Genomic DNA, 15,482 nt, shown 5'->3' with positions numbered 1-15,482 from the left:
GACCTTGGTCAGCGCGGCAGTCAGAGTGGTCTTGCCATGGTCCACGTGACCAATGGTGCCAACGTTGACGTGCGGTTTGTTACGTTCGAATTTTTCCTTAGCCACGACAGTAAACCTCTTACTTAAAGGGCTGAATCAACCTTGTTTTTTGACGATAGCTTCGGCGATATTGGCCGGAGCTTCGGAGTACTTCGAGAATTCCATGGAGTAGCTGGCACGTCCCTGGGACATCGAACGCACATCGGTAGCGTAACCAAACATCTCGCCCAGTGGGACTTCGGCGCGGATGACCTTGCCGGAAACAGTGTCCTCCATACCCTGGATCAGACCGCGGCGACGGTTCAGGTCGCCCATGACGTCACCCATGTAGTCTTCCGGAGTGACCACTTCGACCTTCATGATCGGCTCAAGCAGTACGGCGCCGCCCTTCTGGGACAGTTGTTTGGTCGCCATGGAAGCGGCGATCTTGAATGCCATTTCGTTGGAGTCAACGTCATGGTAGGAGCCATCGAAAACGGCAGCCTTCAGGCCGAGCAGCGGATAACCCGCAACCACACCGTTCTTCATCTGCTCTTCGATACCCTTCTGGATCGCCGGGATGTATTCCTTCGGAATCACCCCCCCCACAACCTCGTTAGTGAAGAGCAACCCTTCCTGACCCTCGTCAGCCGGCTCGAAACGGATCCAGCAATGACCGAACTGGCCACGACCACCGGACTGACGCACGAACTTGCCTTCGATTTCGCACTTGTTGCGAATGGTCTCGCGATAAGCCACCTGAGGCTTGCCGATGTTGGCCTCGACACCGAACTCGCGCCTCATGCGGTCGACCAGAATGTCCAGGTGCAACTCACCCATACCGGAAATGATGGTCTGGCCACTTTCCTCGTCAGTTTTGACGCGGAAAGACGGGTCTTCCTGCGCCAACTTGCCAAGGGCGATACCCATCTTTTCCTGGTCAGCCTTGGTCTTCGGCTCGACCGCCACGGAGATTACCGGCTCCGGGAAGTCCATACGCTCAAGGATGATCGGCTTCTCGATTGAGCACAGGGTGTCACCAGTGGTGACGTCCTTCATACCGATCAGTGCCGCGATGTCACCAGCGCGCACTTCCTTGATCTCTTCGCGAGTGTTGGCATGCATTTGCACCATACGTCCCACACGCTCTTTCTTGCCCTTGACCGAGTTGATAACCGAGTCGCCAGAGCTGAGAACACCCGAGTACACGCGAGCGAATGTCAAGGTACCCACAAACGGGTCGGTAGCGATCTTGAACGCCAGCGCCGAGAACGGCTCTCCATCATCGGCATGACGCTCGTCGACGATTTCCTCGTTATCCGGATGCACGCCCTTGATCGCAGGGATCTCGGTCGGAGCCGGGAGAAATTCGATAACGGCGTCGAGAACCAGCGGAACACCCTTGTTCTTGAAAGAGGAACCGCATACAGCCGGGACGATTTCGCACGCGATGGTACGCTGACGCAGCCCAGCCTTGATCTCTTCGATCGACAGCTCGCCACCTTCAAGGTACTTGTTCATCAGCTCTTCGGTGGCTTCGGCAGCAGCCTCTACCATGTTGGAGCGATACTCCTCGGCAAGCTCTTGCAACTCCGCCGGAATTTCTTCCTCGCGATAGGTCAAACCCTGATCGTCTTCGTTCCAGTAAATCGCTTTCATCTTGAGAAGATCGATCTGACCCTGGAAGTTCTCTTCCGCACCGATAGCCAACTGCACCGGGACCGGAGTGTGGCCCAGACGCTTCTTGATTTGCTCGACGACGCGCAGGAAGTTGGCACCAGCACGGTCCATCTTGTTCACGTAGACGATACGCGGCACACCGTACTTGTTGGCCTGACGCCATACGGTCTCGGACTGCGGCTCGACACCGGAGGTACCACAGAACACCACCACAGCCCCGTCCAGCACGCGCAGCGAACGCTCCACCTCGATGGTAAAATCCACGTGGCCGGGGGTATCGATGATGTTTACACGATAGTTGTCGTACTGTTTGGTCGAGCCCTGCCAGAAGGCGGTGGTCGCAGCAGAGGTAATGGTGATACCGCGCTCCTGCTCCTGCACCATCCAGTCCATGGTGGCTGCGCCATCATGCACCTCGCCCATCTTGTGGTTGACGCCTGTGTAGAACAGGATCCGCTCCGTAGTCGTCGTTTTGCCTGCGTCTACGTGGGCACAGATACCGATATTACGGTAGCGATTGATAGGGGTTGTACGGGCCACGATGAGGTCCTCGTAGATTGAGGCTGAATTCAGAAACGATAGTGCGAGAACGCCTTGTTCGCCTCGGCCATGCGATGCACATCTTCACGCTTCTTCACAGCGGCGCCCTTGCCCTCGGAGGCATCGAGCAATTCGCCAGCGAGACGCAAAGCCATGGATTTCTCGCCACGCTTGCGCGCGGAGTCCACCAGCCAGCGCATGGCCAGTGCATTGCGACGCGACGGACGAACCTCGACCGGAACCTGGTAAGTTGCACCACCCACACGGCGGGACTTCACTTCGACCAGCGGAGCGATGGCGTCGAGTGCTTTTTCGAAGATTTCCAGGGGGTCGCTGCTCTTGCGGGATTTGACGGTATCCAGCGCGCCGTAAACGATGCGCTCGGCAACCGCCTTCTTGCCGCTTTCCATCACATGGTTCATGAACTTGGCAAGGATCTGGCTTCCGTACTTCGGATCATCCAGAATTTCACGCTTGGCTGCTACACGACGTCTTGGCATTGATAAGCCCTCAAACGGTCTTCAGGTTAGTTCGGAACGGTAGTCACCCAGCCACGCCCGACCTTACTCTTATCGACTCGGCAAATAGAAAATCGGATTATTTGGGACGCTTGGCGCCGTACTTGGAGCGACCCTGCTTGCGGTCTTTCACGCCGGAGGTGTCCAGCGAGCCGCGCACGGTATGGTAACGCACGCCCGGAAGGTCCTTGACGCGACCACCACGAATCAGTACGACACTGTGCTCCTGCAGGTTGTGACCCTCACCACCGATATAGGAAGTGACTTCATAACCGTTGGTCAGGCGGACACGGCAGACCTTACGCAGTGCCGAGTTCGGTTTTTTCGGCGTGGTGGTGTACACACGAGTGCACACGCCACGGCGCTGGGGGCAGTTCTGCAGCGCAGGCACGTCGCTCTTGTCGACGAGGCGCTTGCGCGGCTGACGCACCAACTGGTTGATAGTTGCCATCTACAAGCTCCACTGTTGTCTTTCGACATAAACAAAATGGCAGAGCAATTCGCCCTGCCAAATTTAGGGTCCGTTAGTCTAAAGAGACTCCCAGCCCCAGTCAAGCAAGGCCCGGCTGCACAGCCGGGCGATGTTTGATCAGTTGCCGCTGATGTTGAGAGCTTCGGTCAGTGCTGCCTCGACCTCCTCCGCACTCACCCGCACCGGCTTCTCGGCATCGCGCTTGCGCTTGCGCTCGCTGTGATAGGCCAGACCGGTACCGGCGGGAATCAGCCGTCCCACCACGACGTTCTCCTTCAGGCCGCGCAGATAGTCGCGCTTGCCGGTAACCGCGGCCTCGGTGAGCACGCGAGTGGTCTCCTGGAAGGAGGCTGCGGAGATGAACGACTCGGTCGACAACGATGCCTTGGTGATGCCCAGCAGGATGCGCTCGTACTTCGCCAGGAAGCGGTCCTCGGTCGCCAAGTGCTCGTTTTCCTCGAGCACCTGGGTCAGCTCCATCTGGTCGCCCTTGATGAAGCTGGAATCGCCCGACTCAGTGACCTCTACCTTGCGCAGCATCTGCCGAAGAATGGTCTCGATGTGCTTGTCGTTGATCTTCACGCCCTGTAGGCGATACACGTCTTGAATCTCGTTGACGATGTACTTGGCCAGCGCGCTGACACCTAGCAAGCGCAAAATGTCATGCGGATTGCTCGGACCGTCGGAGATCACCTCGCCGCGGTTCACCTGTTCGCCTTCGAAGACGTTAAGGTGACGCCACTTCGGAATCAGCTCCTCGTATGGATCGCTGCCATCGGTCGGTGTGATGACCAGACGGCGCTTGCCCTTGGTTTCCTTGCCGAAGCTGATAGTACCGCTGATTTCCGCGAGGATCGACGGCTCTTTCGGACGCCGCGCCTCGAACAGGTCGGCCACGCGCGGCAGACCACCGGTGATGTCGCGGGTCTTCGAAGTCTCCTGCGGGATACGGGCGATCACATCACCGACTCCCACTTCGGCGCCGTCGGCCACACCCACCAGGGCGTTGGCCGGCAGGAAGTACTGGGCCGGCACGTCGGTGCCCGGCAGCAGCAGCTCCTTGCCATTGGCGTCGACCAGCTTCACGGCCGGACGGATGTCTTTGCCGGCGGCCGGGCGGTCCTTCGGATCCATCACCTCGATGTTGGTCAGACCGGTCAGCTCGTCGGTCTGGCGCTTGATGGTGATGCCCTCCTCCATGCCGACGAAGGTCACAGTACCCTTCATTTCGGTCACGATCGGGTGGGTATGCGGGTCCCACTTGGCAACGATGGCGCCCGGATCGACCTTGTCGGCCTCCTTCACCGAAATCACCGCACCGTAGGGCAGCTTGTAGCGCTCGCGCTCGCGACCGAAATCGTCGGCCACGGCCAACTCCCCGGAGCGGGACACCGCGACCAGCGCACCGTCGGCCCGCTCTACATGCTTCAGGTTGTGCAGACGGATGTTCCCACCGTTCTTCACCTGGACGTTGTCCACTGCCGAAGTCCGGCTGGCCGCACCGCCGATGTGGAAGGTCCGCATGGTCAGCTGGGTACCCGGCTCGCCGATCGACTGGGCAGCAATGACGCCGACCGCCTCGCCGATGTTGACTTGATGTCCACGGGCCAGATCGCGACCATAGCACTTGGCGCAGATGCCGTAGCGGGTCTCGCAGGTGATCGGCGAACGCACGACCACCTCGTCGATAGTGTTCACCTCGATGAACTCGACCCACTGCTCGTCGATCAGGGTGCCAGCTGGAACGATGACCTCGTCGGTCCCGGGACGGAATACGTCCTTGGCGATGACCCGACCCAGTACCCGCTCGCCGAGTGGTTCGACCACATCGCCGCCCTCGATATGCGGAGTCATCAGCAGGCCCTGCTCGGTGCCGCAGTCGACTTCGGTCACGACCAGGTCCTGAGCCACGTCCACCAGACGACGGGTCAGGTACCCGGAGTTCGCGGTCTTCAGTGCAGTATCCGCCAAACCCTTGCGTGCGCCGTGGGTGGAGATGAAGTACTGCAGTACGTTCAGACCTTCGCGGAAGTTCGCGGTAATCGGAGTTTCGATGATCGAGCCATCGGGCTTGGCCATCAGACCCCGCATCCCGGCCAACTGGCGGATCTGCGCCGCGGAACCCCGCGCACCGGAGTCCGCCATCATGTACATGGAGTTGAACGACTCCTGCTCGACCTCATTGCCATTGCGGTCGATGACCTTCTCTTTAGAGAGGTTGGCCATCATCGCCTTAGACACTTCGTCGTTGGCCTTCGACCAAAGGTCAATCACCTTGTTGTACTTCTCGCCCTGGGTCACCAGGCCGGTGGCGTACTGGCCTTCGATCTCCTTCACTTCCTCGGTGGCGCCGTCGATGATCCGCGCCTTTTCCGCCGGAATGACGAAGTCGTTCACACCAATGGAGACGCCCGACAGGGTCGAGAAAGCAAAGCCGGTGTACATCAGCTGGTCAGCGAAGATGACGGTATCCTTCAGGCCCACCGTACGATAGCAGTGATTGATCAGCTTGGAGATCGCCTTCTTCTTCATCGGCTGATTGACCACATCGTACGGCAGACCGGCCGGGACGACCTGGAACAGCAGCGCACGGCCGACGGTGGTATCGACGATGCGGGTGTTGTAGACCAGGCTGCCATCTTTCTGCTTGACGGTCTCGTTGATCCGGACCTTCACGCGAGCGTGGAGCGACGCCTCGCCGGCACGGAACACGCGGTCGACTTCCTGCAGGTCGGCGAACACGCGCCCCTCGCCTTTGGCATTCACCGCTTCGCGGGTCATGTAGTACAGACCCAGCACCACGTCCTGCGACGGCACGATGATCGGCTCGCCGTTGGCCGGCGAGAGGATGTTATTGGTCGACATCATTAGCGCACGAGCTTCCAGCTGGGCCTCGAGGGTCAGCGGGACATGCACGGCCATCTGATCGCCATCGAAGTCGGCGTTATAGGCGGCGCAGACTAGTGGATGCAGCTGGATCGCCTTGCCCTCGATGAGTACCGGCTCGAACGCCTGAATGCCCAGACGGTGCAGGGTCGGAGCACGGTTGAGCAGCACCGGATGTTCGCGGATGACTTCAGCGAGCACGTCCCAGACCTCGGGCAGCTCACGCTCGACCATCTTCTTGGCAGCCTTGATGGTGGTGGCCATGCCACGGGTTTCCAACTTGCCAAAGATGAACGGCTTGAACAGCTCCAGCGCCATCTTCTTCGGCAGACCGCACTGGTGCAGACGCAGGGTTGGACCCACGGTGATCACCGACCGGCCGGAGTAGTCGACGCGCTTGCCCAGCAGGTTCTGACGGAAACGGCCCTGCTTGCCCTTGATCATGTCGGCCAGGGACTTCAGCGGGCGCTTGTTGGAGCCGGTGATGGCGCGGCCACGACGGCCGTTATCCAACAGGGCGTCGACCGCCTCCTGTAGCATGCGCTTTTCGTTACGCACGATGATATCCGGCGCGGCCAGATCGAGCAGGCGCTTCAGGCGGTTATTGCGGTTGATCACCCGACGGTACAGATCATTCAGGTCGGAGGTGGCGAAGCGGCCACCGTCCAACGGCACCAGCGGGCGCAGGTCTGGCGGCAGCACCGGCAGCACAGTCAGCACCATCCACTCCGGCAGGTTGCCTGAGCCCTGGAAGGCCTCCATCAGTTTCAGCCGCTTGGACAGCTTCTTGATCTTGGTTTCCGAGTTGGTTTGCGGGATCTCCTCACGCAGGCGACCGATCTCGTGCTCCAGGTCGATCTGGTTGAGCAGTTCGCGGACCGCCTCGGCGCCCATGCGCGCATCGAAGTCGTCACCGAACTCCTCAAGGGCCTCGAAGTACTGTTCGTCGTTGAGCAGCTGGCCTTTCTCCAAGGTGGTCATACCCGGATCGATGACCACATAGCTCTCGAAATAGAGCACGCGCTCAATGTCGCGCAGAGTCATGTCCAGCAGCAGGCCGATGCGGGACGGCAGTGACTTGAGGAACCAGATGTGGGCGACCGGCGAAGCCAGCTCGATGTGTGCCATGCGCTCGCGACGGACCTTGGCCAGGGCGACTTCCACCCCGCACTTCTCGCAGATCACGCCGCGATGCTTCAGGCGCTTGTACTTGCCGCACAGACACTCGTAGTCCTTCACCGGGCCAAAGATCTTCGCGCAGAACAGGCCATCGCGCTCCGGCTTGAAGGTACGGTAATTGATAGTCTCCGGCTTTTTCACTTCACCGAAGGACCAGGAGCGGATCATCTCGGGCGAGGCCAGACCGATACGAATGGCATCGAACTCTTCGAGTTGACCCTGGTTTTTCAAAAGATTCAGCAAGTCTTTCAAGGCCTTTCCTCCTCACGAACCGGCGGCGGCCGGCTCGCGCCGGGCACCGCATGGACGGTACGTGGTTATTCGGTTTCCAGTTCGATGTCGATACCGAGCGAGCGGATTTCCTTGATCAGCACGTTGAAGGACTCGGGCATGCCGGCCTCCATGCGGTGATCGCCGTCCACGATGTTCTTGTACATCTTGGTACGACCATTCACGTCGTCCGACTTCACGGTGAGCATTTCCTGCAGGGTATAGGCGGCGCCATAGGCTTCCAGCGCCCATACCTCCATCTCCCCGAAACGCTGACCGCCAAACTGCGCCTTGCCGCCCAGCGGCTGCTGGGTCACTAGGCTGTAGGAGCCGGTGGAACGCGCGTGCATTTTGTCGTCGACCAAGTGGTTCAGCTTGAGCATGTACATGTAACCAACAGTGGTCGGGCGCTCGAACGGGTTGCCGGTCCGGCCATCGAACAGGCGCATCTGACCACTTTCCGGCAGGTCGGCCAGCTTCAGCATGGCCTTGATTTCGCTTTCCTTGGCGCCATCGAACACCGGGGTGGCCATCGGCACCCCGCCACGCAGGTTGTTCGCCAAGTCGACGATCTCCGCATCGCTCAGGGAGTCCAGTTCTTCCTTCTTGCGCCCACCGATCTCGTTGTACACCTCGGAAAGGAACTGGCGCAGTTCGGCGACTTTGCGCTGCTCCTCGAGCATCCGGTTGATCTTCTCGCCCAGGCCTTTGGCCGCCAGACCCAGATGGGTTTCGAGGATCTGCCCGACGTTCATCCGCGACGGTACGCCCAGTGGGTTGAGGACGATGTCCACGGGAGTGCCATTGGCATCGTGGGGCATGTCTTCGACCGGCATGATCACCGACACTACCCCCTTGTTACCATGACGGCCGGCCATCTTGTCGCCCGGCTGGATGCGGCGCTTGATGGCGAGGTAGACCTTGACGATTTTCAGCACGCCTGGCGCAAGGTCGTCGCCCTGCTGCAGCTTGCGCTTCTTGTCCTCGAACTTGTCGTCAAGTAGCTGACGGCGATCGGACAGGTAGGCCTGGGCCTTTTCCAACTGCTCGTTGAGCACGTCGTCGGCCATGCGCAGCTTGAACCACTGGCCATGCTCGAGCCCGTCGAGGATCTCATCGCTGATCTCGGTGCCCTTCTTCAGGCCAGCCCCGCCTTCGCACATGGCACCGACCAAGGCAGCCCGCAGACGCTCGAAGGTCGCCCCCTCGACGATGCGGAACTCCTCGTTGAGATCCTTGCGGATTTCGTCCAGCTGCATCTTCTCGATAGCCAAAGCGCGGGAGTCGCGTTCGACGCCGTCACGGGTGAATACCTGGACGTCGATGACGGTGCCCTTGGTGCCGGTCGGCACGCGCAGGGAGGTGTCCTTCACGTCACTGGCCTTCTCGCCGAAGATCGCCCGCAGCAACTTCTCTTCCGGAGTCAGCTGAGTCTCGCCCTTCGGGGTGACCTTGCCGACCAAGATGTCGCCGGCCATGACCTCGGCACCGACATAGACGATGCCAGCCTCGTCCAGCTTGTTCAGCGCGGCCTCACCGACGTTCGGGATGTCCGCAGTAATCTCTTCCGGGCCGAGCTTGGTGTCGCGCGCCACACAGGTCAGTTCCTGGATGTGGATGGTGGTGAAGCGGTCTTCCTGAACCACACGCTCGGACAGGCAGATGGAGTCCTCGAAGTTGAAGCCGTTCCAAGGCATGAATGCCACGCGCATGTTCTGCCCCAAGGCCAGCTCGCCCATGTCGGTGGACGGGCCGTCGGCCATGATGTCGCCGCGCGAAACCTGGTCGCCCTTGCTGACCAGCGGACGCTGGTTTATACATGTGTTCTGGTTGGAACGGGTGTACTTGGTCAGGTTGTAGATGTCCACACCGGCTTCGCCGGTCTCGACCTCATCGTTGTTGACGCGCACCACGATGCGGCTGGCGTCGACCGAGTCGATCACCCCGCCACGGCGAGCCACCACGCAGACGCCCGAGTCACGCGCCACGTTGCGCTCCATCCCGGTACCCACCAGTGGCTTGTCGGCACGCAGGGTCGGCACAGCCTGACGCTGCATGTTCGAGCCCATGAGCGCACGGTTGGCGTCGTCGTGCTCGAGGAACGGAATCAGCGAAGCCGCAACGGACACCACCTGACGCGGCGAGACGTCCATCAGAGTGACGTCTTCCGGCGCCTTGACGGTGAATTCGTTCAGATGGCGGACAGCCACCAGTTCATCAATCAAGCGACCGTTCTCATCCAGAGTCGCCGAGGCCTGGGCGATCACATGATCGGCTTCCTCGATGGCGGAAAGGAACACAATCTGCTCGGTCACCTGCCCTTCCTTGACCACACGGTACGGGCTTTCCAGGAAGCCATACTGATTGGTGCGGGCGTAGGCCGCCAGGGAGTTGATCAGACCGATGTTCGGACCTTCAGGCGTTTCGATCGGGCACACACGGCCATAGTGGGTCGGGTGCACGTCGCGCACTTCGAAGCCGGCGCGCTCGCGGGTCAGGCCGCCCGGGCCGAGAGCAGAAACACGGCGCTTGTGGGTGATCTCCGACAGCGGATTGTTCTGGTCCATGAACTGCGACAGCTGGCTGGAACCGAAGAACTCTTTGACCGCGGCAGCCACCGGCTTGGCATTGATCAGGTCCTGCGGCATCAGGCCCTCGCTCTCTGCCATCGACAGGCGCTCCTTGACCGCACGCTCGACGCGGACCAGACCGACGCGGAACTGGTTCTCAGCCATTTCACCAACACAGCGCACACGACGGTTACCCAAGTGGTCGATGTCATCGACAATACCCTTACCGTTGCGGATATCGACCAAGGTCTTGAGCACGTCGACAATATCCTCGCGGCTCAGCACGCCCGGCCCCTCGATCTCTTCGCGACCGATGCGGCGATTGAACTTCATGCGGCCAACCGCGGATAGATCGTAACGCTCGGCACTGAAGAACAAGTTGTTGAACAGGGTCTCGGCGGCATCCTTGGTCGGTGGCTCGCCCGGACGCATCATGCGGTAGATCTCGACCAGCGCTTCCAGCTGATTGGTGGTTGAGTCGATCTTCAGGGTATCGGAGATGAACGGACCGCAGTCGATGTCGTTAGTGTAGAGGGTCTCGATGCGCACGACCTGAGACTTGGCGATCTTCACCAGCAGCTCGGGGGTCAGCTCGCCGTTGCACTCGGCGATGATCTCACCGGTGGACGGGTGTACGATGGCCTTGGCCGTGGTCCGCCCGGTAACGTATTCCAGCGGGACATCCAGCTCCTTGATGCCAGCCTTTTCCAGCTGATTGATATGACGGGCAGTAATGCGTCGTCCCTGCTCGACGATGACCTTGCCGGAGGCATCCTTGATGTCGAAGGCGGCGATTTCACCACGTAGACGCTGCGGCACCAGTTCCAGACTGAGACCATGCTCCGTCACATGGAACACATTGGTGTCGTAGAAGATATCCAGCACTTCTTCGGTGGTGTATCCCAGCGCACGCAGCAGCACCGAGGCCGGCAGTTTGCGGCGACGGTCGATACGGACGAACACGGCATCCTTCGGATCGAACTCGAAGTCGAGCCAGGAGCCACGGTAGGGGATGATCCGTGCGGAGTACAGCAGCTTGCCGGAGCTGTGGGTCTTGCCGCGGTCGTGATCAAAGAACACACCCGGGGAGCGGTGCAGCTGGGAAACGATCACGCGCTCAGTACCGTTGACGATAAAGGTGCCGTTCTCGGTCATCAGGGGGATTTCCCCCATGTAGACCTCCTGCTCCTTGATGTCCTTGATCGCTTTGTTCGAGGACTCCTTGTCGAAAATAATCAGGCGCACCTTGACGCGCAGCGGTACAGCGAAGGTCACGCCCCGCAGCACGCACTCCTTGACGTCGAAGGCCGGCTCGCCCAGACGGTAGCCAACGTATTCCAGTGCAGCATTGCCGGAATAGCTGATGATCGGGAAAACGGATTTGAAGGCTGCATGCAAGCCAACGTCGCGGAGCCTGTCCTTGCCCGTACCGGCCTGCAGGAATTCGCGATAGGAATCCAACTGGATAGCCAGGAGATAAGGCACATCCATGACGTCCGGCAACTTGCTAAAGTCCTTGCGGATACGTTTTTTCTCAGTGTATGAGTAAGCCATCAGCGTTCCCCAGCTTGGTCACCTGCTTGTTTGGCCTCTCCGAAGGGAGCTGCCAGAAATCGTGCAGGCTCATTGCCTGCGCCACCCCTGAGGTGGTAGGTCATGGATGGCGGCAGACAGGCAAGCCACCCCATAACGGAAAAAGGCCGGTGGCTCCAGCCACCAGCCATCAGCCTTGCGCGAAGCGCGGAGGCCGTTGACGCAAGATCGTTGCTTACTTGAGCTCGACTTTCGCGCCAGCTTCTTCCAGGGATTTCTTGGCAGCCTCGGCCTCTTCCTTGGAAACGCCTTCCTTGACCACGCCCGGGGCGCCATCGACGACTGCCTTGGCTTCTTTCAGGCCCAGACCAGTCAGTTCGCGGACGACCTTGATCACGTTCACCTTCTTGTCTCCGGTCTCGGTCAGAACGATGGTGAACTCGGTCTGCTCCTCAGCAACCGGAGCAGCGGCAGCCGGGCCGGCAGCCACGGCAGCAGCAGCAGTCACGCCGAACTTCTCTTCCATCGCCTTGATCAGTTCGACGATCTGCATGACGGACATTTCGGATACGGCGTTGATGATATCTTCGTTGGTCAGAGCCATGACTCTAATTCCTGTTAGGGATAGACGGCCTTCAGGCGGCCATCAAAATTGAATATGAGATCGAAAGAAGTTGGGTGCCGATCAGGCAGCCACACCTTCTTTCTGGTCGCGAATTGCCGCCAGGGTACGAGCCAGCTTGCTGGTAGCGCCTTGGATCACGCTCATCAGCTGTGCAACGGCCTCGTTGTAGGTCGGCAGGGTAGCCAGCACGTCGATCTGGTTGGCTGCAAGGAACTGCCCCTCGAATGCAGCAGCCTTGATCTCGAACTTGTCCTGACCCTTGGCAAAGTCCTTGAAGATACGGGCTGCAGCGCCCGGATGTTCATTGGAGAAAGCGATCAGGGTCGGGCCTTTGAACGCGTCGTTCAGGATCTCGAACTGAGTGCCTGCGACAGCGCGGCGGGCCAGGGTATTACGCACGACTCGCACGTACACACCAGCCTCGCGGGCCTCTTTACGGAGTCCGGTCATGGCACCGACAGTCACGCCACGGGCATCGGCCACGACAGCGGACAGGGCAGCCTTGGCAGCCTCGTTGACTTCAGCGACGATGGCCTTCTTGTCTTCGAGCTTGATTGCCACGGGTTTACTCCTGGATGTTACCGTTTCGTCCAGCAGAGCCGGACGGCGCTTTGGTGTCTGATTCGGTACGAATCGGGAGCACCATCTGCGTAGGCTGAGGGTTTAAGACTTACGCCGCCTACGGTCTTGGATAGCCCCCGCCAGGCAGGGACCCCAATAATCGGCGTGACGGACTAGCCCGTCACACCCCATGCATTAGGCTTCCAGGGAAGCCTGATCGATGACCAGCCCCGGCCCCATGGTCGTGCTGAGAGTCACGCGCTTGACGTAGACACCCTTGGAGGTGGATGGCTTCAGGCGCTTCAGATCGCTCAGCAGGGCTTCGACGTTCTGCTTCAGCTTGATCGACTCGAAATCGACCTTGCCTACGGAGGCATGAATGATGCCGTTCTTGTCGGTGCGGAAACGCACCTGACCAGCCTTGGCGTTCTTCACAGCAGTGGCTACGTCAGGGGTCACGGTACCCACTTTCGGGTTCGGCATGAGCCCCCGCGGACCGAGAATCTGACCCAACTGACCGACGACGCGCATCGCGTCTGGGGAGGCGATCACTACGTCATAGTTCAGATCGCCACCCTTCATTTCGGCAGCCAGCTCATCCATACCTACTTTATCGGCACCAGCGGCCAAGGCGGCTTCGGCGGCGGGCCCCTGCGTGAACACGGCAACGCGAACGCTCTTGCCGATACCGTTCGGCAGCACGGTAGCACCGCGCACGACTTGGTCGGATTTACGCGGATCAACACCCAGATTGATGGCGACGTCGACGGACTCTTTGAACTTGATGGTGGACAGCTCTGCCAGCAGAACGGCGGCCTCTTCGAAGCCGTATTGCTTGCCTGCCTCTACCTTTGCAGCAATCGCCTTCTGGCGCTTGGTCAGCTTAGCCATTTACACACCCTCCACGTTCAGGCCCATACTGCGCGCGGAACCAGCGATGGTACGCACAGCAGCTTCCAGGTCAGCAGCAGTCAGATCGGCCTGCTTGGCCTTGGCGATCTCCTCCAGCTGGGCACGGTTCACTGTGCCGACCTTCTGGGTATTCGGGCGAGAAGAGCCACCAGTAATGCCGGCCGCCTTCTTCAGCAGGACGGATGCCGGGGTGCTTTTGGTCTCGAAGGTGAAGCTGCGGTCACTGTAGACAGTAATGATCACTGGAGTCGGCAGACCAAGCTCCATGCCTTGGGTCTTGGCGTTGAACGCCTTGCAGAACTCCATAATATTCACACCATGCTGCCCCAAGGCCGGACCGACCGGCGGTGAGGGGTTGGCTTGACCTGCCTTCACTTGCAGCTTGATATAAGCTTGAATCTTCTTAGCCATGCAAAACTCCAGTTACGGGTTCAATCGCCCTGAGGCTCCCCTGTTACTTTCGCGATTATCCCAGTGACGACAAAACCCCGCAGCCTGCGACTGCGGGGTGGGGACGTTTTCTTCATCTACGCCTTTTCGACTTGGCTGAACTCCAGTTCCACAGGCGTGGAGCGACCGAAGATGAGCACCGCCACCTGGATGCGACTCTTTTCGTAGTTGACTTCTTCCACGACCCCATTGAAATCGGCAAAAGGACCGTCGATGACACGGACAACTTCGCCCGGCTCGAACAGGGTCTTCGGCTTTGGCCGATCGCCGCTGTCAGCCACACGACGCAGAATAGCTTCAGCCTCTTTGTCGGTAATTGGAGCAGGCTTGTCGGCAGTACCACCAATAAAGCCCATGACACGAGGCGTATCCTTGATCAGGTGCCACGTCGCCTCGTTCATTTCCATTTGTACCAGCACATAGCCTGGGAAGAACTTCCGTTCGCTCTTCCGCTTCTGGCCGTTCCGCATTTCCACCACTTCCTCAGTGGGAACCAGAATCTCGCCGAACTGCTCTTCCATCCCAGCAAGCTTGACTCGTTCAATCAGCGAGCGCATGACATGCTTTTCGTAGCCCGAATAGGCATGAACGACGTACCAACGCTTAGCCACGAATGCACCCTTAACCAACGACCATGGAGACCAGCCAGCCGAGCAGAGAATCGAGCCCCCACAACAGCAACGCCATCACCAGAACCACAGCCACCACGATCAACGTGGTCTGCGTTGTCTCTTGACGGGTCGGCCAGACAACCTTGCGAATTTCGGCACGCGCCTCTTTCACTAAAGAGAAAAAAGCCTGCCCCTTACTGGTTTGCAGCGCGACGAAAGCCGCGACGAAAGCCAAAACCAGCAACGCAACGACGCGATACAGAATCGACTCATCGGAGTATAGCTGATTACCAACCACACCCACTGCGACCAAGGCCACCACCACGAGCCACTTCACTAGATCAAAGCGAGACTCTTTAGCTTCAGCCTTGGCGTTCATCCGAGAAATCCTATAAAGAAAAGCCAGAAACCACTTTGGAATCTGGCAGGCCAGGAGGGAATCGAACCCCCAACCTGCGGTTTTGGAGACCGCCGCTCTGCCAATTGAGCTACTGGCCTAAAACACTGATAAGGCCGACTATTATGCCAGCCTCAAGAGCACAGATCAACCATCTACTCGATGACTTTGGCAACCACGCCGGCGCCAACGGTACGACCGCCTTCGCGAATGGCGAAGCGCAGACCGTCTTCCATGGCGATCGGAGCGATCAGGGTGAC

The 15,482-nt window shown here is 59.5% G+C and carries 13 protein-coding genes and 1 tRNA gene; all 14 read right to left on the bottom strand.

The genetic code is table 11. The annotated features are described in order from the left end of the window. On the bottom strand, positions 1-105 hold a 105-nt coding region (locus ACYVD0_RS11155; RefSeq protein WP_043238044.1), incomplete at its 3' end, for a GTP-binding protein. A gap of 30 nt (positions 106-135) precedes the next feature. Further along, the gene (gene fusA, locus ACYVD0_RS11150) at positions 136-2,238 is read right to left on the bottom strand and encodes an elongation factor G (protein WP_460426880.1); all 2,103 of its coding nucleotides are present in this window, start codon (positions 2,236-2,238) and stop codon (positions 136-138) included. 29 nt (positions 2,239-2,267) lie between these two features. After that, positions 2,268-2,738 (bottom strand): 30S ribosomal protein S7, encoded by a 471-nt coding sequence (gene rpsG, locus ACYVD0_RS11145; protein WP_460426879.1) that lies wholly within the window; start codon positions 2,736-2,738, stop codon positions 2,268-2,270. A 97-nt stretch (positions 2,739-2,835) separates the two neighbouring features. Further along, positions 2,836-3,207 (bottom strand): 30S ribosomal protein S12, encoded by a 372-nt coding sequence (gene rpsL, locus ACYVD0_RS11140; protein ID WP_349572574.1) that lies wholly within the window; start codon positions 3,205-3,207, stop codon positions 2,836-2,838. 138 nt (positions 3,208-3,345) lie between these two features. After that, on the bottom strand, positions 3,346-7,545 hold the full coding sequence (gene rpoC / locus ACYVD0_RS11135; protein WP_460426878.1) for a DNA-directed RNA polymerase subunit beta': 4,200 nt from the start codon (positions 7,543-7,545) through the stop codon (positions 3,346-3,348). Positions 7,546-7,610: 65 nt separating this feature from the next. Beyond that, entirely contained in the window at positions 7,611-11,687 is a 4,077-nt protein-coding gene (gene rpoB / locus ACYVD0_RS11130) for a DNA-directed RNA polymerase subunit beta (RefSeq protein WP_460426877.1), read from the bottom strand. Positions 11,688-11,901: 214 nt separating this feature from the next. Continuing rightward, positions 11,902-12,270 carry a ribosomal protein bL12 gene (rplL, locus tag ACYVD0_RS11125; protein ID WP_460426876.1) on the bottom strand — a complete coding sequence of 123 codons (369 nt, stop codon included), beginning with the start codon at positions 12,268-12,270 and terminating at the stop codon, positions 11,902-11,904. A gap of 81 nt (positions 12,271-12,351) precedes the next feature. Next, positions 12,352-12,852 (bottom strand): 50S ribosomal protein L10, encoded by a 501-nt coding sequence (rplJ, locus tag ACYVD0_RS11120; RefSeq protein WP_460426875.1) that lies wholly within the window; start codon positions 12,850-12,852, stop codon positions 12,352-12,354. Positions 12,853-13,047: 195 nt separating this feature from the next. Then, positions 13,048-13,743 (bottom strand): 50S ribosomal protein L1, encoded by a 696-nt coding sequence (gene rplA, locus ACYVD0_RS11115; RefSeq protein ID WP_460426874.1) that lies wholly within the window; start codon positions 13,741-13,743, stop codon positions 13,048-13,050. Continuing rightward, the gene (rplK, locus tag ACYVD0_RS11110) at positions 13,744-14,175 is read right to left on the bottom strand and encodes a 50S ribosomal protein L11 (protein ID WP_460426873.1); all 432 of its coding nucleotides are present in this window, start codon (positions 14,173-14,175) and stop codon (positions 13,744-13,746) included. A 116-nt stretch (positions 14,176-14,291) separates the two neighbouring features. After that, a complete protein-coding gene (gene nusG, locus ACYVD0_RS11105) occupies positions 14,292-14,825 on the bottom strand; it encodes a transcription termination/antitermination protein NusG (protein WP_460426872.1) in 534 nt (177 codons plus the stop codon). 10 nt (positions 14,826-14,835) lie between these two features. Next, complete coding sequence (gene secE, locus ACYVD0_RS11100; protein ID WP_460426871.1) at positions 14,836-15,204, bottom strand: preprotein translocase subunit SecE; 369 nt, start codon at positions 15,202-15,204, stop codon at positions 14,836-14,838. A 43-nt stretch (positions 15,205-15,247) separates the two neighbouring features. Beyond that, positions 15,248-15,323: transfer RNA gene (locus ACYVD0_RS11095), tRNA-Trp, on the bottom strand. 54 nt (positions 15,324-15,377) lie between these two features. After that, a partial coding sequence (locus tag ACYVD0_RS11090) for an EF-Tu C-terminal domain-related protein (protein ID WP_460426748.1) occupies positions 15,378-15,482 on the bottom strand: 105 nt, incomplete at its 5' end.

Source organism: Azotobacter armeniacus, from assembly GCF_054779355.1.
This window is presented reverse-complemented; position numbering and strand designations above follow the sequence as displayed.